The sequence below is a fragment of the Cupriavidus sp. F041 genome, assembly GCF_057814235.1.
Genome location: NZ_JBVASY010000002.1, coordinates 2259052 through 2279394, shown reverse-complemented (window position 1 = coordinate 2279394; position 20343 = coordinate 2259052). Strand labels below are relative to the sequence as shown.

At 64.8% G+C, this 20343-nt stretch carries 22 protein-coding genes and 1 pseudogene; 21 read left to right on the top strand and 2 right to left on the bottom strand.

The features are described 5' to 3' along the window. Nucleotides 1-210 precede the first annotated feature (210 nt). Together ltrA and ACZY0R_RS27810 are read left to right on the top strand one after the other, a co-directional pair. Nucleotides 211-1518 carry a group II intron reverse transcriptase/maturase gene (ltrA, locus tag ACZY0R_RS27815; protein ID WP_488861568.1) on the top strand — a complete coding sequence of 436 codons (1308 nt, stop codon included), beginning with the start codon at nt 211-213 and terminating at the stop codon, nt 1516-1518. 104 nt (nt 1519-1622) lie between these two features. Continuing rightward, nucleotides 1623-3187, top strand: a protein-coding gene (locus ACZY0R_RS27810; RefSeq protein ID WP_488859618.1) for an IS3 family transposase whose coding sequence is annotated in 2 segments (ribosomal slippage) — nt 1623-2061 and nt 2061-3187 — 1566 coding nt in all. Because the reading frame shifts where the segments join, the coding sequence is not laid out codon by codon here. 108 nt (nt 3188-3295) lie between these two features. On the opposite strand, the gene ACZY0R_RS27805 is transcribed toward ACZY0R_RS27810, so the two are convergent. Beyond that, nucleotides 3296-3517 (bottom strand): hypothetical protein, encoded by a 222-nt coding sequence (locus tag ACZY0R_RS27805; protein ID WP_488866219.1) that lies wholly within the window; start codon nt 3515-3517, stop codon nt 3296-3298. Next, nucleotides 3462-3614, bottom strand: a complete 153-nt coding sequence (locus ACZY0R_RS27800) for a hypothetical protein (RefSeq protein WP_488866420.1) — start codon at nt 3612-3614, stop codon at nt 3462-3464. Before ACZY0R_RS27800 ends, ACZY0R_RS27805 begins: the two co-directional genes overlap by 56 nt. Before the next feature lie 1051 nt (nt 3615-4665). On the opposite strand from ACZY0R_RS27800, the gene ACZY0R_RS27795 reads away from it, so the two are divergent. The 19 genes and pseudogenes from ACZY0R_RS27795 (at nt 4666) to ACZY0R_RS27705 (ending at nt 20319) form a co-directional block, all read left to right on the top strand. Continuing rightward, nucleotides 4666-5673 carry a sulfate ABC transporter substrate-binding protein gene (locus ACZY0R_RS27795; protein WP_035865028.1) on the top strand — a complete coding sequence of 336 codons (1008 nt, stop codon included), beginning with the start codon at nt 4666-4668 and terminating at the stop codon, nt 5671-5673. 61 nt (nt 5674-5734) lie between these two features. Beyond that, nucleotides 5735-6011 (top strand): annotated as a pseudogene (locus ACZY0R_RS27790) (NAD(P)H-dependent oxidoreductase); the annotation flags it as partial. Nucleotides 6012-6231: 220 nt separating this feature from the next. Next, a complete protein-coding gene (locus tag ACZY0R_RS27785; RefSeq protein WP_488862919.1) occupies nt 6232-6459 on the top strand; it encodes a hypothetical protein in 228 nt (75 codons plus the stop codon). After that, a complete protein-coding gene (locus ACZY0R_RS27780) occupies nt 6456-6686 on the top strand; it encodes a hypothetical protein (protein ID WP_488862917.1) in 231 nt (76 codons plus the stop codon). The genes ACZY0R_RS27785 and ACZY0R_RS27780 overlap by 4 nt, the downstream gene beginning before the upstream one ends. Nucleotides 6687-6698: 12 nt before the next feature. Continuing rightward, on the top strand, nt 6699-7862 hold the full coding sequence (gene ssuD, locus ACZY0R_RS27775) for an FMNH2-dependent alkanesulfonate monooxygenase (protein ID WP_488862915.1): 1164 nt from the start codon (nt 6699-6701) through the stop codon (nt 7860-7862). A gap of 11 nt (nt 7863-7873) precedes the next feature. Then, on the top strand, nt 7874-8683 hold the full coding sequence (gene ssuC / locus ACZY0R_RS27770) for an aliphatic sulfonate ABC transporter permease SsuC (protein ID WP_488862913.1): 810 nt from the start codon (nt 7874-7876) through the stop codon (nt 8681-8683). A gap of 25 nt (nt 8684-8708) precedes the next feature. After that, the gene (locus ACZY0R_RS27765; RefSeq protein ID WP_488862911.1) at nt 8709-9584 is read left to right on the top strand and encodes an ATP-binding cassette domain-containing protein; all 876 of its coding nucleotides are present in this window, start codon (nt 8709-8711) and stop codon (nt 9582-9584) included. A gap of 251 nt (nt 9585-9835) precedes the next feature. Next, complete coding sequence (locus tag ACZY0R_RS27760; RefSeq protein WP_006161487.1) at nt 9836-10051, top strand: TOBE domain-containing protein; 216 nt, start codon at nt 9836-9838, stop codon at nt 10049-10051. 41 nt (nt 10052-10092) lie between these two features. Next, nucleotides 10093-11010 carry an EAL domain-containing protein gene (locus tag ACZY0R_RS27755; RefSeq protein ID WP_488862909.1) on the top strand — a complete coding sequence of 306 codons (918 nt, stop codon included), beginning with the start codon at nt 10093-10095 and terminating at the stop codon, nt 11008-11010. Continuing rightward, on the top strand, nt 11007-11717 hold the full coding sequence (locus ACZY0R_RS27750; protein ID WP_488862907.1) for an RBBP9/YdeN family alpha/beta hydrolase: 711 nt from the start codon (nt 11007-11009) through the stop codon (nt 11715-11717). Before ACZY0R_RS27755 ends, ACZY0R_RS27750 begins: the two co-directional genes overlap by 4 nt. 192 nt (nt 11718-11909) lie before the next feature. After that, a complete protein-coding gene (gene cysT, locus ACZY0R_RS27745; RefSeq protein WP_488862905.1) occupies nt 11910-12854 on the top strand; it encodes a sulfate ABC transporter permease subunit CysT in 945 nt (314 codons plus the stop codon). Nucleotide 12855: 1 nt separating this feature from the next. Continuing rightward, nucleotides 12856-13794, top strand: coding sequence for a sulfate ABC transporter permease subunit CysW (cysW, locus tag ACZY0R_RS27740; RefSeq protein WP_488862903.1), 939 nt, complete (start codon nt 12856-12858; stop codon nt 13792-13794). Beyond that, nucleotides 13791-14939 carry a sulfate/molybdate ABC transporter ATP-binding protein gene (locus tag ACZY0R_RS27735; protein ID WP_045241545.1) on the top strand — a complete coding sequence of 383 codons (1149 nt, stop codon included), beginning with the start codon at nt 13791-13793 and terminating at the stop codon, nt 14937-14939. The genes cysW and ACZY0R_RS27735 overlap by 4 nt, the downstream gene beginning before the upstream one ends. Then, nucleotides 14936-15883, top strand: coding sequence for a CysB family HTH-type transcriptional regulator (locus tag ACZY0R_RS27730; RefSeq protein ID WP_488862901.1), 948 nt, complete (start codon nt 14936-14938; stop codon nt 15881-15883). Before ACZY0R_RS27735 ends, ACZY0R_RS27730 begins: the two co-directional genes overlap by 4 nt. A gap of 208 nt (nt 15884-16091) precedes the next feature. Further along, nucleotides 16092-16298 carry a LiaI-LiaF-like domain-containing protein gene (locus ACZY0R_RS27725; RefSeq protein ID WP_488862899.1) on the top strand — a complete coding sequence of 69 codons (207 nt, stop codon included), beginning with the start codon at nt 16092-16094 and terminating at the stop codon, nt 16296-16298. Continuing rightward, on the top strand, nt 16295-16729 hold the full coding sequence (locus ACZY0R_RS27720; RefSeq protein ID WP_488862897.1) for a terminase: 435 nt from the start codon (nt 16295-16297) through the stop codon (nt 16727-16729). The genes ACZY0R_RS27725 and ACZY0R_RS27720 overlap by 4 nt, the downstream gene beginning before the upstream one ends. 106 nt (nt 16730-16835) lie before the next feature. Continuing rightward, nucleotides 16836-18032, top strand: coding sequence for a sensor histidine kinase (locus tag ACZY0R_RS27715; RefSeq protein ID WP_488862895.1), 1197 nt, complete (start codon nt 16836-16838; stop codon nt 18030-18032). Between the two features lie 72 nt (nt 18033-18104). Further along, nucleotides 18105-18935, top strand: a complete 831-nt coding sequence (locus ACZY0R_RS27710; RefSeq protein ID WP_488862893.1) for a LytR/AlgR family response regulator transcription factor — start codon at nt 18105-18107, stop codon at nt 18933-18935. Between the two features lie 124 nt (nt 18936-19059). Then, nucleotides 19060-20319, top strand: coding sequence for an MFS transporter (locus ACZY0R_RS27705; protein ID WP_488862891.1), 1260 nt, complete (start codon nt 19060-19062; stop codon nt 20317-20319). Nucleotides 20320-20343 lie beyond the last annotated feature (24 nt).

Sequence of the window (20343 nt, the reverse complement as noted above, 5' to 3'; positions counted from 1 at the left end):
CAGCCTGGAGGTGGGTCTGACGGCATCCGGCATAGAGATGGCGCGACCTTCCTGCAGGCATGGATACGGAACTTGGGAACCTGTCGTCTCGATGCTAAGGGAGAAGCTCAAGCGGAGAACCCGTGAGAGTCAGAGTACCAATGCGAGGCACAGGGGCGGAGTCATGCGTAGTAGCGTTGAAAGGGTTGTAATGACCTCTGGAGCGAAGGCATGACCTTGTCTGACGGAGATCACAGAACAACCGCGATGCGGGAGGATTCCGGGGTTGATGTCAAGTCGTTCGAAATACCCAAGCGGTTGATTTGGGAAGCTTGGAAGCGCGTGGCCGCCAATCAAGGAGGGCCGGGCGTGGACAGGGAAAGTATTGAAGTATTCCGAAATCGCTTGGCGAGAAATCTATACGCCCTGTGGAATCGAATGAGTTCGGGGAGTTATTTTCCTCAGCCGGTCAAAGAGGTGCTGGTTCCGAAGGGGGATGGGTTCCGCCCTCTCGGGATACCGACGATTACGGACCGAGTGGCTCAGATGGCGGTCAAGTTAATGGTTGAGCCGGGAATCGACGCGATATTTCATTCATCGTCGTTCGGTTATCGTCCTAACAAATCGGCGAAGCAAGCTGTGGCGCAAGCGAGAAGGAACTGTTGGCGCTACGACTGGGTAGTCGATATTGATTTGAAATCCTTCTTTGACACCATCGACCACGAGCTCCTCAGACGTGCGGTAGAAAAGCATGTCACGGAGCCATGGGCACGACTCTACATTAGACGCTGGCTAGAGAGCCCGGTGCAGAAGCAAACCGGGGAACTGGTGGCTCGGGATAGAGGCACTCCGCAAGGCGGGGTGATCAGTCCATTGTTGGCGAACCTCTTTCTCCACTATGCGTTTGATCGATGGGTCCAGACTGAGCATCCGGAGGTGCCGTTTGAACGGTATGCCGACGATGTCGTCTGTCATTGCAGGACGAAGCAGCAGGCGGAGAAGTTCCTGTCGGTCTTGAGGGAACGGCTTACCGCTTGTGGACTTTTGCTACACCCGGAAAAGACACGCTTGGTTTACTGTAAAGATGGACGACGTCGGGAGGAACATACCCATACTAAGTTCGACTTCCTTGGATTCAGCTTTCACGCTCGGACGGTACAAGACCGAGCGGGAAACTTGTTCACCGGATTCGGACCTGCGGTAAGTCAAAAGGCGCTAACGCGAATGTCTCAGGCCATCAGAAGCTTGAGTCTCAATCGAAGTACCTCATTGACGCTGCCCGAACTGGCGCAGCGCATAAACCCGATGGTACGGGGATGGGTGAATTACTACGGTGCCTTCTATCCGGAGCCGCTAAAGCGGTTCTTGATCAGAATAGACTTACGGCTTGGAAGGTGGGCGCGAAACAAGTACAAGCGGTTGAGAGGACACAAACGGCAATCCTGGGCGTGGCTCAAGCGTTGTCGGGAAAGTCTTCCTCAGCTATTCGCGCACTGGGATTTCTGTTTCGAAGAACGGCGGACAAGAGGAGCCGTATGAATCGAGAGATTCACGTACGGATCTGTGAGAGCCTGAGGGGGCAGTTCCCTCGGGCCACTCGACCCCAGATAGAATCTGAACCTTGGGGGCGATAAGAGATGGAAGTGGCTCGATACGGACAAGTGTTTAAGGACCGTGCAGTAGCGCGGTTGTTGCCGCCGGAGAGTGTGGCGGTGGAAGTGGTTTCAAGGGAACTGGGTGTGGCAGTGGCCACGTTGGAGCGGTGGCGTGCGGATGCGCTGTCCATGCCCGCTCGCGAGCGGGCATGGACAGCGCCTGCCCGGCTGGAGGCTGTAATCGCCACGGCGGCCATGGACGAGACTGCGCGCAGTGCTTGGTGTCGCGAGCACGGTGTGTACCCCCAACAGCTTGAACAGTGGCGCCAAGCCGCCACGCAGGCGCTGGCTGAACCGGAGGAGGTGCGCGCCAGTCCGAAGCAGACCCAGCATGATCGCCGCCGCATCAAGGAGCTCGAACGCGAGTTGCGGCGCAAGGAGAAGGCGTTGGCCGAGACTGCTGCATTGCTGGTACTTTCAAAAAAAGTCGCGGCGATCTTCAACAAGGGCGAGGACGAATGATCGGCCTCGAAGATCGCCAGACTCTGGCCCGCGACATCGAAGTGGCGCACGCTGCTGGGGCAAGGCTGCACGCGGCCTGCGAGACCGCTGGCATCAGCGCGCGCACGCTGCAGCGTTGGACGGACGGCCAAGGTCTCATATCGGGTGACGGCAGGCCCCAGGCGGTGCGGCCAATGCCCGCTCATGCCCTCACCGAGGCTGAGCGCGAGCAGATCCTGCGCGTGGCCAACGAGCCGCGCTTCGCCGATATGCCGCCGGCGCGCATCGTGCCCATGCTGGCCGACGAAGGCGTGTACCTGGCCAGCGAATCGAGCTTTGGCCGCGTGCTGCGCGCGCATGGCCAGAGCCGGCATCGAGGCCGCGCCAAGGCGCCCCGTCAAAGCCGCCCGCCCACCACGCACGTGGCTACCGCACCGCGCCAGCTATGGTGCTGGGACATGACGTACCTGCCTGCCGAGATCACCGGGCGCTGGTTTTATCTGTACCTGATCCTGGACGTGTATAGCCGCAAGATCGTGGGCTTCGAAGTCCACGACCGCGACGACGCCGACCACGCGGCGCATCTGGTCAAGCGCACGGCGCTGGCCGAGGGCATCCACGCCATGGCGGCCAAGCCGGTGCTGCACGGGGACAACGGCGCCACACTCAAGGCCACCACGGTGCTGGCGATGTTGCACTGGTTGGGTGTCAAGCCCTCGTATTCGCGTCCACGCGTGAGCGACGATAACGCCTTTGTGGAGAGCCTGTTTCGCACGGCCAAGTACCGGCCGGAGTTCCCGTCCAGCGGCTTCGCCGATCTGAGCAAGGCGCGCGCCTGGGCGGCGCACTTCGTGCACTGGTACAACCACGAGCATCGGCACAGCGGCATCCGCTACGTGAGCCCGGCACAGCGCCACGCCGGGCACGACGATAGGATTCTCGCCGCTCGTCATGTGCTCTATGCCGAGGCCCGCGAGCGCAACCCACGTCGCTGGTCACGCCACACGCGAAACTGGACGCCAATCGGCACGGTCACGCTCAACCCGGAGCGCGAGATTGCCGTGCCCAGCGGTATCAAGCCAGGCGCCAAAAAACAGCGTTTGGCTGCATGAATGAGGCGACATCTGCCTTGACGCGCGCCGGTATGCCCCCTGGGGGTATATCAACTTCGACAGGTGCTGTTATGAGCTCATGGCCTGCGTTCGTCCCGGGCAAGGAGTTTAAATGATAAACGTTGTTCGGAAAATTGATGGGGCGTTTGCAAATTCTGGGTGGAAGGGAGTTTTAACTTGATTGATCTCAGTCAGCCAGAATGCTCGCCAAGCAAGGATACAGAAAATAGCGATCAGGTTGGTCAACCGGCTGGCTGTACGCAACTGCGACTCTTCAGCCTTGCAGCCGGACTTCAGGTTCTTGTGAAACGTCTCTATTTTCCAGCGCATCGCGTACCAGTCGATCTTTTCGATAGCGTCGTGTCTTTCTCGTTTCGATATTTGATTGCAGCCGTTTTTTTTCAATGGATTCAATTAGATCGGTCATTTTCTCCTTGTTAAGGATATCTGCCCTCAATACGCTGGCTGAGCCGTCCTTTTGAAGGATGTTGAGGGTTTCCTTCTTGAATAGGGGAGGCGATAGCGCGCGAAGTCCGCACGCGGCATAGAGTTTTGCTTCATTCGTGGATTATTCGGATCTTATTATTTCTGTAAAAATATCATTTTCGAATTCGCTCCTTAGTATTTTTCTGTAGATATTCTCGCTTTCACTGATGTGTCCGGAAAATCCAACCATCCCGTGGGAGAAGTTCTTGGTGTCGGCCAATTTCTCCTTGTCGCGGCCAATCTGATCGACGGTTGCGCTGGCGATGGCTTGGGTAATGGTTTGTAATAATATCAAGTTGAGAATGAAAATTTTAATTTTGTATAAGTTGGAAATCATAGAATGTGTTTGCTGAAAAAGATTAAAGGATTCAATAATCCAATCTATTGGGGTGGTGATGCTAAGGTTAGGTTATGTCTCTCCACGTTTGGCATCAATAGGTGGTGCTGAATGCGAAAACCGGGCAACTTGAGGTGCGGTGCGGACAACGACGCCCCAGCCTTCGAAATCGCTGTATCCCGGGCAAGCGGCCCATTGCCGGCGGAACGGACCTTCAATGGATCTACGAACTTCAGGCACTTGGCGTCGCGTGGATGGCAGCCACGGCATTCCGCTACGCCAAGGCCTTCCCGCGGAAAGCTCCTTGGTTGCTACACCGTGGGGTGATCTGTCTTCACGCCAACGGATGACTTGCAAGTGAGAATTGTACGCATTTGCATTGCGGCGACCAACCTTCGGCACTACCTGTAGCACGCGGGCGTCCCCGCAGCCTCTCGTTGTTGAAGACTGACGGTTTCGACAGTACCCCTGCGGCATGTCCATATTTCCGCCGAATCTTATGCGGAAAACGTGCAAGGATCGGCGAAACCATTCGTTCCTTTCACATAGCCCCCTCGGTAGTCTCCTTCCCTGACACAAGCCTTCCCACGCAAGGAAGGCCATGAAACGAGGCGCGCAGCCGCCAATTCACGACGACAAGACGGGAGCAAGACAGATGATTCGCAAGCTGGCCATCGGATTCGCGGCACTGGCCGTGATCGGTTCCACCCAGACCGCCTGGGCCAACACCAACCTGCTGAATGTTTCGTACGACCCGACGCGGGAGTTGTACGTGGACGTGAATGCCGCCTTCGCCAAGGCCTGGAAGGCCAAGGGTGGCGACGCGCTGACCATCCGCCAGTCGCACGGCGGCTCGGGCAAGCAGGCGCGTTCGGTGATCGACGGGCTGGATGCGGATGTGGTCACGCTGGCGCTGGGCTATGACATCGACGCCATTGCCGAGAAGGGTCTGCTCAAGGCGGACTGGCAGAAGCGCCTGCCGCACAATGCCTCGCCCTATACCTCGACCATCGTGTTCCTGGTGCGCAAGGGCAACCCCAAGGGCATCAAGGACTGGAACGACCTGGTCAAGCCGGGCGTGCAGGTGATCACGCCGAACCCGAAGACCTCGGGCGGCGCGCGCTGGAACTACCTGGCTGCCTGGGGCTACGCGCTGCGCCAGCCGGGCGGCAATGAGCAGAAGGCCAGGGAGTTTGTCGGCCAGTTGCTGAAGAACGTGCCGGTGCTGGACTCCGGCGCCCGCGGCGCCACCACGACCTTTGTCGAGCGCGGCCTGGGCGATGTGCTGATTGCCTGGGAGAACGAGGCGATCCTGGCGATCAAGGAACTGGGTCCGGACAAGTTCGACATCGTCGCGCCGTCGATCTCGATCCTGGCCGAGCCGCCGGTGGCGGTGGTCGACAAGGTGGTGGACAAGAAGGGCACGCGCAAGGTGGCCGAGGCCTACCTGCAGTTCCTGTACACCGACGAGGGCCAGGAGATCGCCGCGAAGAATTACTACCGACCGATTTCGGAAAAGATTGCTGCCAAGTACGCGGCCAATTTCCCGAAGGTCAAGCTGTTCACCATCGACGAGGCCTTCGGCGGCTGGCAGAAGGCGCAGAAAGCGCACTTCGCCGATGGTGGTTCGTTCGACCAGGTCTACCAGCCCGGCAAGAAGTAATCAGCGGCATGGGCGGGCGCGAACTGCGTCAGCCGCGCCATTCAGTTGAGAAGGAAGCCCGATGTCCATCCTGACCCTGTCCGGCAGCCCGTCCGCCCCGTCGCGTTCCGGGCATCCTGCTGGCGCATCTGCGCAGCGTGCTCGAAGCCACCGGCGAACGCACCAGTCACCTGGCGCTGCGCGAGCTTCCGCCCGCGGCGCTGCTGGCGGCCAGGGTGGACGATCCCGATATCGCTGCCACCATCCGCGTGGTGGCCGAGGCCCAGGTGGTGATCCTTGCCACCCCGGTCTACAAGGCTGCCTATGGCGGCCTGCTCAAGACGTTCCTGGACCTGCTGTCGCCGGACGTACTGCCTGGCACCTTCGGTCGTGCCGCGCGGCGCCCTGTGCCGGCCGAGCGATGTTCCGCCTGAGTTGATGCGGGGGGCGCGAGCGCCGCCCGGGGAGAACCAGCCTTATCCGTGATTGCTGTGCCGTCTGCCTTGCAGGGCGGCGGGGGAGCGTGCACCCGCACGCTGCCGGCGCGATCGCGTTTGCATCGTGCACAGGAACATCGATATGAACTCGGCAGTTTTCAGGCATCCCGACGAACGCGATATTCAGGAAACACCAGCCGGCAACGGCGCGCGACGCCAGCGCGTTGCGGGCACCGGCAACCTGAAGCGCCGCCTGGTCCTGGCAGCGCTGGTTGCGGCCACGGGTCTGGCCTATGCGCTGCTGCCCGGCCGCGCGCAGGCGGAGGAGGCGGTCGATGCGGCGGATGCCGCCTGGCAGGCACAGCGTTGAACGAGGCTGGCAAACAGGGCCACGCCGCGCGCCGCGCTCGCCTGCGCCACGTGCTGATCGTGGCCTTGCTCACTGGCGGATTGGGCACCGCCTTGCTCGCGCTCGGCCTGGGCACGGCGAAGTGGGGCAGGGCGGCGGCCATGCACGCCGCGACGGCAGGCACTGTGCCTGCGCGGGATCCCGCGATGCAGTCATACCGAATGGACGAGATCAACAAGACAAGCTGAAGAGGCAAAGGCATGCAAGTTTTCTGGTTTATCCCCACGCACGGCGACAGCCGCTACCTCGGCACCTCGGAAGGGGCGCGAGAGGTCAATCTCGATTACCTGAAGCAGATCGCCACCGCCGCCGATGCGCTGGGCTACGAAGGCGTGCTGATTCCCACCGGGCGCTCCTGCGAGGACCCCTGGGTGGTGGCCTCCACGTTGGCCGCGGTCACCCGCCGCCTGCGCTTCCTGGTGGCGGTGCGCCCCGGCCTGATGGCGCCCACGCTGGCCGCGCGCATGGCGGCGACCTTCGACCGTCTCTCGGGTGGCCGCTTGCTGGTGAACCTGGTGACTGGCGGCGACGCGTCGGAACTGGAGGGCGACGGCCTGTTCCTGAACCACGCCGAACGCTACGAAGCCTCGGCCGAGTTCATCCGCATCTGGCGCGAGGTGCTGGCCGCCAGCCATGAAGGCGCCGAACTCGATTACGAAGGCAGGCACCTCAGGGTCAAGGGCGCCAAAGTCCTGTTCCCGCCGCTGCAACGGCCGCATCCGCCGGTGTATTTCGGCGGCTCCTCGGATGCCGCGCATGAGCTGGCCGGCGAGCAGGTGGACACCTACCTGACGTGGGGCGAACCGCCCGCCGAGGTGGCGAAGAAGCTCGCCGACGTGCGCCAGCGCGCTGCGCGCCATGGGCGCTCGGTCAGGTTCGGCATCCGCCTGCACGTGATCGTCCGCGAGACCGATGACGAAGCCTGGGCCGCCGCCGGCAAGCTGATCAGCAAGCTCGACGACGATACCGTGGCGCGCGCGCAGGCCGTGTTCGCCAGGATGGATTCCGAAGGCCAGCGCCGCATGGCCGCGCTGCATGCCGGCGGCGGCGAGCGCAGCCGCGCGGAGCTGGAGATCAGCCCGAACCTGTGGGCCGGCGTGGGCCTGGTGCGCAGCGGCGCGGGCACCGCGCTGGTGGGAGATCCGCACACCGTGGCGGCGCGCATGCAGGAGTATGCGGAGTTGGGTATCGATACGTTCGTGCTGTCCGGCTACCCGCACCTGGAGGAAGCCTACCGCTTCGCCGAACTGGTGTCCCCGCTGCTGCCGCGTTCCGTGCGCGACAAGCTGCCGGGCAAGGTGTTGTCGGGGCCCTTCGGGGAAGTCATGGCGACTGGCATCGTGCCGCGCGCGGCGCAGCGCTGAAGGAGGCCGACATGCCCGCTCCCCTCACGCTCCCGCCGCGCCGCGCCGACTGGCTGAACAAGGTACTTGGCCCGGCTGCGCCCTGGGCTGTGCCAGTGCTGCTGATCGTGGTGTGGCAGCTGGCTTCACAGTACGGCTGGCTGTCCAACCGCATCCTGCCCGCGCCCTTCGATGTGGTGAAGGCTGCCTGGGGCCTGGCCATCACGGGCGAGCTGTGGCGCCATGTGTGGGTCAGCAGCTGGCGCGCCGTGCTTGGCTTCACCATCGGTGGCGGCTTCGGGCTGTTGCTGGGGCTGCTCACCGGCACCTTCCGCCCGGCCGCGACGCTGCTCGACAGCACCCTGCAGATGGTGCGCAACATTCCCACGCTGGCCCTGATTCCGCTGGTGATCCTGTGGTTCGGCATCGACGAGACAGCCAAGCTGTTCCTGGTCGCATTGGGCGTGTTCTTCCCGATCTACCTGAACACCTACCACGGCATCCGCTCGGTCGATCCGGGCCTGATCGAGATGGCGAAGAGCTACGGCCTGTCGGGCTGGCGCCTTTACCGCGAGGTGATCCTGCCGGGTGCGTTGCCCAACATCCTGGTCGGCGTGCGTTTCTCGCTCGGCCTGATGTGGGTGATCCTGATCGTGGCCGAGACCATATCGGCCCAGTCGGGCATCGGCTACATGACCATGAATGCGCGCGAGTTCCTGCAGACCGATGTGGTGCTGGTGGGCATCCTGCTCTACGCGCTGCTGGGCAAGCTGGCTGACTTGCTGTCGCGCGGGCTGGAACGTTTCTGGCTGCGCTGGCACCCCGGCTACCAGGCGCACTGAGCCCGCGGCCCAAGGAGAACACGAAATGCAAAGCAACCCGATCGAACAGGCTGCGCTGGCGGAAGTGCCGGCGAGCAAAGCCGGCAACGGACTGTCGCTGCGCGTGCAGCAGGTAGTAAAGCGCTACGGCGGGCGCGAGGTGCTGCACGGCATCGACCTGCAGGCCGCCCCCGGCGAGTTCCTCGCCATCGTGGGCCGCAGCGGCTGCGGCAAGAGCACCTTGCTGCGGCTGGTGGCGGGCCTGGAAGACAGCGACGGCGGCGCCGTGACGCTTGACGATGGCCCGGGCCGCAAGCAGCGCGAGGCGGTCCGTGTGATGTTCCAGGACGCACGCTTGCTGCCGTGGAAGAAGGTGCTGGACAACGTGGCGCTGGGCCTGCCTCGCTCACGGCTGGCCGATGCCGCCAGGGTGCTGGGCCAGGTCGGCCTGGCCGAGCGTGCGGGCGAATGGCCGGCGCGCCTGTCGGGCGGGCAGCGCCAGCGCGTCGCTCTGGCGCGCGCGCTGGTGCATCACCCGCGGCTGTTGCTGCTGGACGAACCGCTGGGCGCGCTCGACGCGCTGACGCGCATCGAGATGCAGGGGCTGATCGAATCCCTGTGGCAACGCCTGGGCTTTACGGCGCTGCTGGTCACGCACGATGTCTCCGAGGCGGTAGCGCTGGCCGACCGCGTGGTGCTGATCGAAGACGGGCGCATTGCACTGGACAAGCGCGTGGCGTTGCCACGACCGCGCCAGCGAGGCTCGGCCGCTTTCGCGCAACTGGAGGATGCGGTGCTGCGGCGGGTCATGCAACGCGACGAGGCAGTGGCGGCCGACGCCGGCGGGTCTGGCCAGGCACTGGCGCCCGCGGTGGACTGGTCGGTCGCGCGCACGGCCGATTCGGTGCGCTGGGCAGTCTAGCTCAAGCCAACCACCGGATAAGCGAGTGCAGGCAGGCTGGCGGATGACGCAGGAGGCAAGGCAGCAAACCAGGTTGCAAACAAATTAGAGACAACGGTCGTGCCGGCGCAATTGCATGTACCCGGTGCAACCCGCGGCATAGCAGCGGCAAGTGTGAGCGTGCAACGTCACTCATCCCGGTTCACCACGCAAGGCGCTAAATCAAAGTTTTACGCAATCTTCATTTTCACTCACGCAAAGGAACTTCTATCATGAGCATTCAGGCGATCAACGTACGCAACCAGTTCCGCGGCAAGGTAGCCGCCATCATCGAAGGCCCGGTGGTCTCGGAGGTCGACGTCGAGACGCCGGCCGGCATCGTCACCTCGGTCATCACCACCCGCTCGGTCAAGGATCTCGGCCTCACCATCGGCAGCGAAGTCGTTGCCCTGGTGAAGGCTACCGAGGTGTCCCTGGCCAAGCTTTGAAGCCTCGCCCGAGGCGCAAGCGCAACGCAAAGGAAATGGCAATGGCAAGCGCGAACGAAACAGGCGCGGGACTGGCGGCACTCACCCATTACCTGGAAGGGCTGCCTCGCCGGCCCGAGAGCGATCGTCAACTTTGGCGCGACGAGCGTGGGCAGGTGCAGGGCCAGTTCTACAACTGTTCGCTGACCAGTGCCTTCGAGCCGCTCATCACCTTGTCCAGCCGCGACGTGGTGGCGCACGAGGGCACGCTGCGCACCTATGCCGGCGACGGTGTCGGCCTGGCGGCGTGGAAGCTGTTCGCGATGGCGGCGGACGATGCCTCGCTGGTGTCGCTGGACCGTCTCTCGCGGCTGGTGCACGCCATTAATTATTTCGCCGCCGATGGCGAGCGCAAGCTGGTGCTCAATGTGCATAACCGGCTGCTGGCGGCGGTGGCCGACGATCATGGCTCGGCCTTCCGGCGCGCGCTGCAATCGCTGGGACTGCCGCTCGAACGGTTCGTGATCCAGGTACCGGCCAGCGCCAACGACGATCTGCCGCTGCTGCTGCATGTGGTGGGCAACTATCGCCGCAACGGCTTTGCCGTCAGCCTGCAGGCATCTGACCCGGCCGAGGCGGGTGCGCTGATGGCGCACGCCTTGCCCGACTGGCTCAAGCTGGACATGCGCCGCAACTGGACCGACCGCCAGCTTGCCGGGTTGCAGGCCAGCGCGGACAGCGCCGGCGTGACCCTGATCGGGCGCCGGCTGGAGAACGCCGAGAACGCCGAGCGGCTGCAGGCAGCCGGCATCGGGCTGGGGCAGGGCAGTTTCACCGGCGCGGCCGTGAGCGCGCGCAACCTGCGCGTGCTGCAAGCGGAGCCTGGCGGCGGCGACGCAGGCAATGAGGAATTCGAGGGCGGGGCGGCCCGGAGCGGATCCGGCCGCATCCCGATGGAGTTCAGCAAGGAGCCGATATGACGCAGACGAAGAGGCCTGCCGCGCCGAGCCAGCGCGGCAGCCAGGCGGGCGCCGACGGGCGCGCCGCCGACGTGCGGCTGAAGGTGCCCAAGGGATTGCAGATCCTGACGGTGCCGGGCTTGCACGGCAGCGGCCCGGGCCACTGGCAGAGCCGCTGGGAACAGCGCTTTCCGGACTGGCAGCGCGTGGAGCAGCACGACTGGTCGCGCCCCAGCCTGCCGTTGTGGGCCGAGCGCGTCTCGGAAAGCGTGATGCGGGCGCAGCGCGTGGCATCGCGCGGGGCCATCCTGGTGGCGCACAGCTTCGGCTGCCTGGCCACCTTGCGCCAGGCAGCGCTCGACGCCGAGGGCATTGCGGGCGCCCTCCTCGTGGCGCCAGCCGACCCCGACAAGTTCGGCGTGGCGGCATTGCTGCCGGCCCACCGGCTGCCGTTTCCCACCATTCTTGTCGCCAGCCGCAACGATCCCTGGATGCTGCAGCGCACCGCCTTCAGCTGGGGCACGCTATGGGGGAGCGAGCTGCACGACGCTGGCCTGGCAGGCCTCATCAATGCCGATTCCGGGCTGGACCAGTGGCCCGAAGGGCTGGCCTTGCTTGCTACATTGATACAGCGCATCGAGGCCGACGGCTGCGCCGGGGCGTCTGACGACCGCACCGAGCCTTGGGAAACAGGTGTCGAGGTGTCGTCCACGTTTCCTTATATCTAAAACGCCTAAGAACATACGTAAAGATTCGTTCTGTTTATAAGGCGGGATCTGCAGAATTTGTCTCGTAGGCCGGTGCGTTATGCGCCGGCGTCATAAAGAAGCCACCCCCGCTTCCCGGATTTCTGGCCCGAGCGTTTGCCGAAATCCTTCTTCGGGTGGTGAATGCGACACTGACGGCACAGACGAGACAACATGCCACCCTCGATTTCCCTGGCGGACAATCCGCCCCCGGCGAGGCCGGATTCCCCGCAGGCGCGCAAGCGCGCGCCCGCCAGGCCAAGCAAACAGCGCTTTACCGTGCTGCCGGGCTTTGGCCTTTCGCTGGGCTTCACGCTGTTCTACCTGACGCTGATCGTTCTGATCCCGCTGTCGGCCACCTTCCTCAAGACCTTTACGATGAGCTGGGAGGCGTTCTGGAGCGCAATCAGCGCGCCGCGGGTCGTCGCTTCCCTGCAGCTCAGCTTTGGCGCCTCGCTGATCGCCGCCATCGTGAATACCGTGTTCGGACTGGTGGTGGCCTGGGTGCTGGTGCGCTACCGATTTCCCGGCAAGCGGCTGGTTGATGCACTGGTGGACCTGCCGTTCGCCTTGCCCACCGCGGTGGCCGGTATCGCGCTGACCGCGCTGTATGCCGGCAATGGCTGGCTCGGCCGCTACCTGGAGCCGCTGGGCGTCAAGGTCGCCTTCACTCCGCTGGGCGTGGTGGTGGCGCTGACGTTCATCGGGCTGCCCTTTGTGGTGCGCACGGTGCAGCCGGTGCTGGAGGATGCCGAGCAGGAACTGGAGGAGGCCGCCGCCAGCCTGGGCGCTACCCGTCTGCAGACGTTTCTCCGCGTGATCCTGCCGACCATCCTGCCGGCGCTGCTGACCGGGTTTGCGCTGTCGTTCGCACGGGCCACCGGCGAGTACGGTTCGGTGGTGTTTATCTCCGGCAACATGCCGATGATCTCCGAGATCGCGCCGCTGATGATTTATTCCAAGCTGGAGCAATACGACTACGCGGGCGCCACCGCGGTGGCGGTGGTGATGCTGGTGATCTCCTTTGCCCTGTTGCTGCTGATCAACCTGCTGCAAGCGTGGACGCGCCGTCACCACCAGGCAGTGCGCGCCTCCGTGGCGCCGGACAAGGAGAACTGAAATGGCCGGCGTCGTTACCCGGGGCCTGGGCGGCCGTTCCGCCCCCGCCGCGCGTTTTCGGGATGCCACGGGCGAAGCGCCGTGGGTGCGTTACACCCTGATCACGATAGCGGTAGTGTTCCTCGCGCTGTTCCTGTTCATCCCGCTGGCTTCGGTGTTCTACGAAGCGCTGCGCAAGGGCGTGCAGACCTACTTCGATTCGCTGGTCGAGCCCGATGCCGTGGCCGCGATCCAGCTCACGCTGCTGGTGGCGGCCATCGCGGTGCCGCTCAACGTGGTGTTCGGCGTGGCGGCGGCGTGGGCCATCGCCAAGTTCGATTTTTGCGGCAAGAACCTGCTGATCACGCTGATCGACCTGCCGTTCTCCGTGTCGCCGGTGATTTCGGGCCTGGTCTATGTGCTGCTGTTCGGCGCGCAGGGATGGCTGGGTCCGTGGCTGGAGGCACACGATATCAAGATTATGTTCGCGGTGCCGGGCATCGTGCTGGCGACCATCTTCGTCACCTTTCCGTTCGTCGCACGCGAGTTGATTCCGCTGATGCAAGCGCAGGGCAGCGAGGAAGAAGAGGCCGCCATCGTGCTGGGCGCCTCCGGCTGGCAGACCTTCCGCCGCATCACGCTGCCCAACATCCGCTGGGGCCTGCTGTATGGCGTGATCCTGTGCAATGCGCGGGCCATGGGCGAGTTCGGCGCGGTCTCGGTGGTATCGGGCCATATCCGCGGGCTTACCAACACCATGCCGCTGCACGTGGAGATTCTCTACAACGAATACAACTTCGCGGCAGCCTTCGCGGTGGCGTCGCTGCTGACGCTGCTGGCCCTGGTCACGCTCGGCATCAAGACGCTGGTGGAATACCGGGCGCGCGGCGAACAAAGGGAAGACGCAAATTTTGCGCCCGGGAATCCGGTCGCTGGCAAATTGCAAGGACAGGCATCATGAGCATCCAGGTCAAGAATGTGCAGAAGCGCTTCGGCAATTTCGTCGCGCTCGATGATGTCACGCTCGATTTCGACGAAGGCCAGCTGACGGCGCTGCTGGGGCCCTCGGGCTGCGGCAAGACCACTTTGCTGCGCATCATTGCAGGTCTTGAGCGGGCGGACGATGGCCAGATCCTGCTGGAAGGGCGCGATGCGTCGCACCAGCATGTGCGCCAGCGCCAGGTCGGCTTTGTGTTCCAGCACTACGCACTGTTCAAGCACATGACGGTGTTCGAGAACGTGGCCTTCGGCCTGCGCGTGAAACCGCGCGCCGAGCGTCCGGGCGAGGCGCAGATCCGCGAGAAGGTGCGCTCGCTGCTGGAACTGGTGCAGCTCGACTGGCTGGCCGACCGCTATCCGCCGCAGTTGTCCGGCGGGCAGCGCCAGCGCATTGCGCTGGCCCGCGCGCTGGCCGTGGAACCGCGCGTGCTGCTGCTCGACGAGCCGTTCGGCGCGCTCGACGCCAAGGTGCGCAAGGAACTGCGCCGCTGGCTGCGGCGCCTGCATGACGAACTGCACGTTACCAGCGTGTTCGTCACCCACGACCAGGAAGAGGCGCTGGAAGTCGCCGACCAGGTCGTGCTGATGAATCGCGGCCACGTCGAGCAGGCGGGCACGCCGGAGGCGGTCTACAACCATCCGGCCACGCCCTTCGTGTTCGGCTTCCTCGGCAACGTCAACCTGTTCCACGGCAGGCTGGAAGTGGGCGAGCGGGGCGGCTTGCTGCACACCGGCGATTCGATCCTGCCCGTCATCGGCAGCGGCCATGAAACCGCCGGCGACGCCGTGGCCTATGTCCGCCCGCACGATCTCGACCTGGAGCGCTACGCGCCCGGCGCCGACGGCATCGCCGTGACGCTGCGCCGCGCGCTGACGCTGGGGCCCGTGGCCCAGCTCGAACTGGAGCGCGAAGACACCCAGGAAGTGATCGAGGTGGCGCTGCCGCTCGAACGCTTCCGCCACCAGGGCTTCCGCGAAGGCGAGCTGCTGGCGGTGCGGCCGCGCCAGTTGCGTGTCTTCGTCCAGCCTCAACCTGCAGCCCAGGCACATACACAAACACAATCACAAGCCAGGGCCAATGTTGCCCCGGCGGGAGCCGTACAATGAATTTCCAGCAACTGCGTTCGATCCGCGAGGCGGTACGCCGCCAGTTCAACCTGACCGAGGTTGCCAATGCCCTCTACACCTCGCAGCCCGGCGTGTCGCGCCAGATCCGCGAGCTGGAGGAGGAACTCGGGGTGGAGATCTTCGAGCGCTATGGCAAGCGCCTGACCGGCCTGACCGAGCCCGGCCGCGAAATCGTGCGCATCGTCGAGCGCCTGCTGCTCGAGGCGGAGAACCTGCGCCAGGCCGGAGACGAATTCGCCGGCCGGCATACCGGCCGCCTGACGGTGGCCACCACGCATACCCAGGCCCGCTACGCCTTGCCCAAGGTGGTGCAGAGCTTCCGCCGCGCCTATCCGCATGTGACGCTGGCGTTGCAGGAGGCCTCGCCGGCGCACATTGTCGAATTGCTGCTGACCGGCCAGGCCGATATCGGCATCGCCACCGAGGCGGTGGCAAGCGAGGCGGGCCTGACTTCCTTCGAGGCCTATACCTGGCGCCACGTCCTGGTGGTATCGCCGGACCACCCGCTGACGCACCTGCCGGAGCCGACGCTGGAGGATATTGCCGGCTTCCCGATCATTACCTATGACGCCGGCTTCACCGGGCGCCGCAAGATCGACGGCGCCTTCGCCGCCGCCGGCCTGCAGCCGGAGATCGTGCTCACCGCCATGGACGCGGACGTGATCAAGACCTACGCGGAACTGGACCTGGGCGTGGGCATCGTCGCCTCGATGGCCTATGACGAGCGCAAGGACGCCGGGCTGGTGCGGATTGCGGCCGACCACCTGTTCGAGCCGAATACTACCAGCGTGGCGGTGCGGCGCGGGGCCTACCTGCGTGGCTACGCCCATGCCTTTATCAACATGTTCGCGCCGCATCTGTCGCGCGACACCCTCACCAGCGCCCTGTCCGAACCCGCGGGCGGGCAGGTGGTCGAGGCCTGAAGACCTCGGGGACACGGGGCCCTGCGGTGCCGGTGGCGCCGCATCCTCGCGTTTCGCGCCGTCCGCTCTCCATTCGTCGCACGCCACTTCCGTCCCGAACTTTGTCGGCGTAAAGTCGCTACAGTCCGTGGCGGAATACACATGCCGTCACATGGCAATGATGCACCGCACTATCGACGGTGCGCGAGTCCTGCACGAGGAGAGCGCGATGAAACGAGGCCGTAGCGGCAGGGGGCTGATTGTCCCAATCATCCTGATTGCACTGGGCGCGACCTTCCTGGCGCAAAACAGCGGCATCCTGCCCGCCTATATCGTCCGCGAAGGATGGCCGGTGCTCTTGATCGCCGTGGGTGCAATCCTGCTCGTGCGCCGCTTCGCCTGGCGCCGTGTCGACCGGCGCGGGCCGGAGCAATGAGCGCGCGCCCGGAAGGGCTGCTGCGCTGGCAGTGGCGCGGCTACGCCCGCAATCACAATCACCCGCGCAGCTTGCTGCTGCACGTGGTCGCGGTGCCGATGTTCATGGCCGGCAATGTGCTGTTCCTCTATGGCGCGGTGGCGCTTTCCGTCCCGGCGGTGGCGCTTGGCGTGCTGTGCATGGCCTTGTCCATGATGCTGCAAGGCCGCGCCCACCGGCTTGAGGCTGTCAGGCCCGAACCGTTCGCCGGGCCGCTCGATATCGCGCTGCGCATCCTGGCCGAGCAGTGGATCACGTTTCCGCGCTTTGTCTTGTCGGGCCAATGGTGGGCGGCATTGCATGGCCGTGTGGCCGGCGATGACGATAATGACGCCGGTGGCAAGGTGACCCAGCGCACACGCGGACCGGGCAATGGGTGCCAGAGCTTATGAGCGGCTATTACAATAGCGATCAGTCATCCCCGACTTGTCCTGCGGCCGCGGTAGCGCTGGCAGGACCGGCGCCATTTTCCCCGTCGCGCAGGGAGGCCTTGCCCACATGAAATCGCTGGATCGGCTAGCTCGTTGTCCCGCCGCCATTCCTTCCCGGATCTCGATCCTCGCGCGCGACCTGTTGTTTGTGCTGTGCATCAACACCATGATTGCCGTCAGCCTCAACTATGGCTTCCGTACCGGCGGCTCGCTGTGGCACAACTTCGTCTATAGCCACCTGATCGGCCTGTCGATCTGGCTGCTGATCGATGTCGCCCGCGTGCTGATCTGGTGGAACGAGCGGCCCAGGCGCTGGCCCTTCCTGTGCCTGACCGCCATTGCCGTGCCGCTTGGCGTGATCATGGGCAGCTGGGCGACGCGCATCATCCTCAACGAGCCGGCGAAGTCCTTCGAGGAAGCCGCCGACACGCTGCGCATGTGCCTGGTGGTAGGCATGCTCGCTTCGGCCAGCATGATCTATTTCTATTGGTCGCGGGAAAAGCTCGCCCATCTGGAACGGCAGGCCGCGCTTGACGCCCTGCAGCGCGAGGAGGCGGAAAAGCAACTGGTGCGCGCGCAGCTGATGGCCTTGCAGGCGCAGATCGAGCCGCACTTCCTGTTCAACTCCCTGGCCAACCTGGATTGCCTGATCGCCACCGACCAGCAGGCCGCCCGGCGGCTGCTGCAGCGGCTGATCGGCTTCCTGCGCATGTCGCTGTCGCATACGCGCGCCGAGCAATGCACGCTGCGCCAGGAGTTCGAGCTGCTGCGCAGCTATCTCGACATCCAGGCGCTGCGTTTCGGCACTCGCCTGAGCTATCAGATCGAACTGCCGCCCGAGCTGGCGGAAGTGGAGATCCCACCCATGCTGATCCAGCCGCTGGTGGAGAACGCGGTCACCCACGGCATCGAGCCATGCATGCGTGGCGGCAGCATCGTGCTGTCGGCGCGCGCGCAGGGCGAGAACGCGGTACAGGTGGTGATCCAGGATACCGGAGTGGGGTTCGGGCATGCCGTGACCAAGGGCTCCGGCCTGGGTCTGACCCATGTGCGCGAGCGGCTGGCGCGTATTTTCGGGGCGTCGGCCAGCATGCAGATGGAAGAAAACACGCCGCGCGGCGTGATCGTCCGGCTGACCTTGCCTGTCGTGCGGCTGCCGGCGGCAGTTCCCGTGCCGGCGCCTGCGCCGGTGCCGGCCAGCGCCCCTGGCGGACTCGGGATGGCCCCCGTTACCCGTGCCGCGCATGGCATTTCTCATCCCTGAGGCGGCTGACTGCCACAGCCGCCCCGGTCTCAACCGCCGTTCCGAACGATCCGCTTCATTACTGCCGCTTCCATGTCCCCGACCTTGTTGATCGCTGACGACGAGCCGCTGCTCGCGCGCGCCTTGCATGCCGAACTGTCCAGTCTCTGGCCCGAGGCGCAGATCGTCTCCGTGGTGCACGACGGCGTATCCGCGCTGGAGGCGGCCCGGCAGCACGCGCCGCAGGTGGCGTTTCTCGATATCCGCATGCCGGGCATGAGCGGCATGGACGTGGCGCGCGAGCTGATGGCGTTCGATCCGCCGCCCCTGGTGGTGTTCGTCACGGCGTACGACCAGTTCGCGCTGGAAGCATTCGAGCGCGAGGCGGTCGACTACGTGCTCAAACCCGTGCAGCCCGACCGGCTGGAGGCCACCGTGCACCGGCTCAAGGCAAGGCTGGCGGCCCATGCGCAGGCGAGTGAGGAGGGCGGCTCCGCGCTCGACACCGATCGCCTGGCGCAGTTGCTGGCCCGGCTCGAGACGCTGGAACCGGGCGGCGCGCCAGCGCTGCACGCCCCCGCGGGCTCGCCCCAGCATGGCTACCTGCGTTTCATCAAGGCGCTGGTCGGGCAGGAAATCCGCATCATCCCGGTGGATGAGGTGATTTACCTGGAGGCGACCGACAAGTACGTCAACGTCGTGTCCGCCAGCGGGGAGGCGCTGATTCGCACCAGCCTGCGCGAGCTGACGCAGCAGCTTGATCCGGAGCGTTTCTGGCAGATCCATCGCGGCACGGTGGTGAATATCGACTGCGTGGCCAGTGCCGTGAACCAGTCGCTCGGCCGGCTCGCGCTGAAGCTGCGCAATCGCGCGGAGACCTTGCCGGTGGCTCGCCAGTATGCCTACCTGTTCAAGCAGATGTAACGGGCAGGGCACCCCTGCCGAGGGTGATTTTACTCTATGATGCGGTATTCGCAGCGCGCCCCTGGTCCGTGACCGGGTCAGGCAGCAGTGGCCGGCGCGCCAAGTCCAGCAAGATTGCCGCCCGATGACTGCCGCCGCTCTCGATCCCATTCGCAATCCGTTGCGCCACGATGCCCAGGTCATTGGCCTGGTCGGGCTGGCCCACGGCGTTTCCCACTTTTTCCACCTGCTGCTGGCGCCCCTGTTCCCATGGATCAAGGCGGAGTTTGGCCTGAGCTATGCCGAACTGGGTTTGCTGATGACGGTGTTCTTCGCCGTCTCGGCCGTGGTGCAGACGGCGTCGGGCTTCGTGGTCGACCGCTTCGGTGCCAAGCCGGTGCTGTTCGGCGGCCTTGGGCTGCTGGGCACGGCGGCGCTGCTGCTGTCGGTCAGCCCCAGCTACGCGATGCTGCTGCTTGGCGCCGGCGTGGCGGGGATCGGCAATGGCGTGTTCCATCCCGCCGATTTCACCTTGCTCAATAAACATGTGTCGCAGCCGCGGCTGGGCCATGCGTTCTCGGTGCACGGTATCTCGGGCAACCTTGGCTGGGCCGCCGCTCCGATCTTCCTGGTGACCATTGCCGAGTTCAGCACCTGGCGCACCGCGCTCGCCTGCGCTTCGGCCGTGGCCTTCGGCGTGCTGGCGGTGCTGCTGGCCTTCCGGCACGTGCTCGACCCGCGCGGCACCGCAGGCGCGGCGCCCAGGCAGGCCGCGGCCAAGGCGGGCGGCAGCATGCTGGCGTTTCTCAAGTTGCCACAGGTGTGGATCTGCTGGGCCTTTTTCCTGGTCACCACCTTTTCGTTCTCCGGCATCCAGAGTTTCGCGCCGACCGCGCTGACCCAGCTCTACGGCATGCCGCTGACGCTGGCCACGGCGTCCTACACCGTTTACATGCTGTGCAGCGCCGGCGGCATGATCGTGGGCGGCTTCGCCGCGGGACGCACCAGCAACCACGACCGCCTGATTGCGATGAGCTTCACGCTGTCGGGCTTTGTCGCCATCGTGGTGGGGCTGGGCGTGCTGCCGGCCGTGATGGTGCCGGTGCTGATGGGCGTGATCGGCTTCGGTGCGGGTACAGCCGGGCCTTCGCGCGATCTGCTGGTGCGCGCCGCCGCGCCGGCCGGGGCCACCGGGCGAGTCTATGGCGTGGTCTACTCCGGCCTGGATATCGGACTGGCCAGCGGACCGCTGTTTTTCGGCATGTTGATGGATGCGCGCTGGCCGAGCTGGGTCTTCTTCATGATCGGCGCCTTCCAGATGCTGGCGATCTTCACCGCCGTCACGGTGGGCAATGGCAACCGCTCGCGCCGTGATGCGGGGAGCAACCGCGCGGCCGCTGGCTGACACGCTTCCGGCCTCGATTGGCCC

Bases quoted from the DNA above. Each gene is read 5' to 3' on its own strand.
- ltrA (WP_488861568.1), top strand. From the start codon at position 211: ATGACCTTGTCTGACGGAGATCACAGAACAACCGCGATGCGGGAGGAT.
- ACZY0R_RS27805 (WP_488866219.1), bottom strand. From the start codon at position 3,517: ATGCGCTGGAAAATAGAGACGTTTCACAAGAACCTGAAGTCCGGCTGC.
- ACZY0R_RS27800 (WP_488866420.1), bottom strand. From the start codon at position 3,614: ATGACCGATCTAATTGAATCCATTGAAAAAAAACGGCTGCAATCAAAT.
- ACZY0R_RS27795 (WP_035865028.1), top strand. From the start codon at position 4,666: ATGATTCGCAAGCTGGCCATCGGATTCGCGGCACTGGCCGTGATCGGT.
- ACZY0R_RS27785 (WP_488862919.1), top strand. From the start codon at position 6,232: ATGAACTCGGCAGTTTTCAGGCATCCCGACGAACGCGATATTCAGGAA.
- ssuD (WP_488862915.1), top strand. From the start codon at position 6,699: ATGCAAGTTTTCTGGTTTATCCCCACGCACGGCGACAGCCGCTACCTC.
- ssuC (WP_488862913.1), top strand. From the start codon at position 7,874: ATGCCCGCTCCCCTCACGCTCCCGCCGCGCCGCGCCGACTGGCTGAAC.
- ACZY0R_RS27765 (WP_488862911.1), top strand. From the start codon at position 8,709: ATGCAAAGCAACCCGATCGAACAGGCTGCGCTGGCGGAAGTGCCGGCG.
- ACZY0R_RS27760 (WP_006161487.1), top strand. From the start codon at position 9,836: ATGAGCATTCAGGCGATCAACGTACGCAACCAGTTCCGCGGCAAGGTA.
- ACZY0R_RS27755 (WP_488862909.1), top strand. From the start codon at position 10,093: ATGGCAAGCGCGAACGAAACAGGCGCGGGACTGGCGGCACTCACCCAT.
- ACZY0R_RS27750 (WP_488862907.1), top strand. From the start codon at position 11,007: ATGACGCAGACGAAGAGGCCTGCCGCGCCGAGCCAGCGCGGCAGCCAG.
- cysT (WP_488862905.1), top strand. From the start codon at position 11,910: ATGCCACCCTCGATTTCCCTGGCGGACAATCCGCCCCCGGCGAGGCCG.
- cysW (WP_488862903.1), top strand. From the start codon at position 12,856: ATGGCCGGCGTCGTTACCCGGGGCCTGGGCGGCCGTTCCGCCCCCGCC.
- ACZY0R_RS27735 (WP_045241545.1), top strand. From the start codon at position 13,791: ATGAGCATCCAGGTCAAGAATGTGCAGAAGCGCTTCGGCAATTTCGTC.
- ACZY0R_RS27730 (WP_488862901.1), top strand. From the start codon at position 14,936: ATGAATTTCCAGCAACTGCGTTCGATCCGCGAGGCGGTACGCCGCCAG.
- ACZY0R_RS27725 (WP_488862899.1), top strand. From the start codon at position 16,092: ATGAAACGAGGCCGTAGCGGCAGGGGGCTGATTGTCCCAATCATCCTG.
- ACZY0R_RS27720 (WP_488862897.1), top strand. From the start codon at position 16,295: ATGAGCGCGCGCCCGGAAGGGCTGCTGCGCTGGCAGTGGCGCGGCTAC.
- ACZY0R_RS27715 (WP_488862895.1), top strand. From the start codon at position 16,836: ATGAAATCGCTGGATCGGCTAGCTCGTTGTCCCGCCGCCATTCCTTCC.
- ACZY0R_RS27710 (WP_488862893.1), top strand. From the start codon at position 18,105: ATGTCCCCGACCTTGTTGATCGCTGACGACGAGCCGCTGCTCGCGCGC.
- ACZY0R_RS27705 (WP_488862891.1), top strand. From the start codon at position 19,060: ATGACTGCCGCCGCTCTCGATCCCATTCGCAATCCGTTGCGCCACGAT.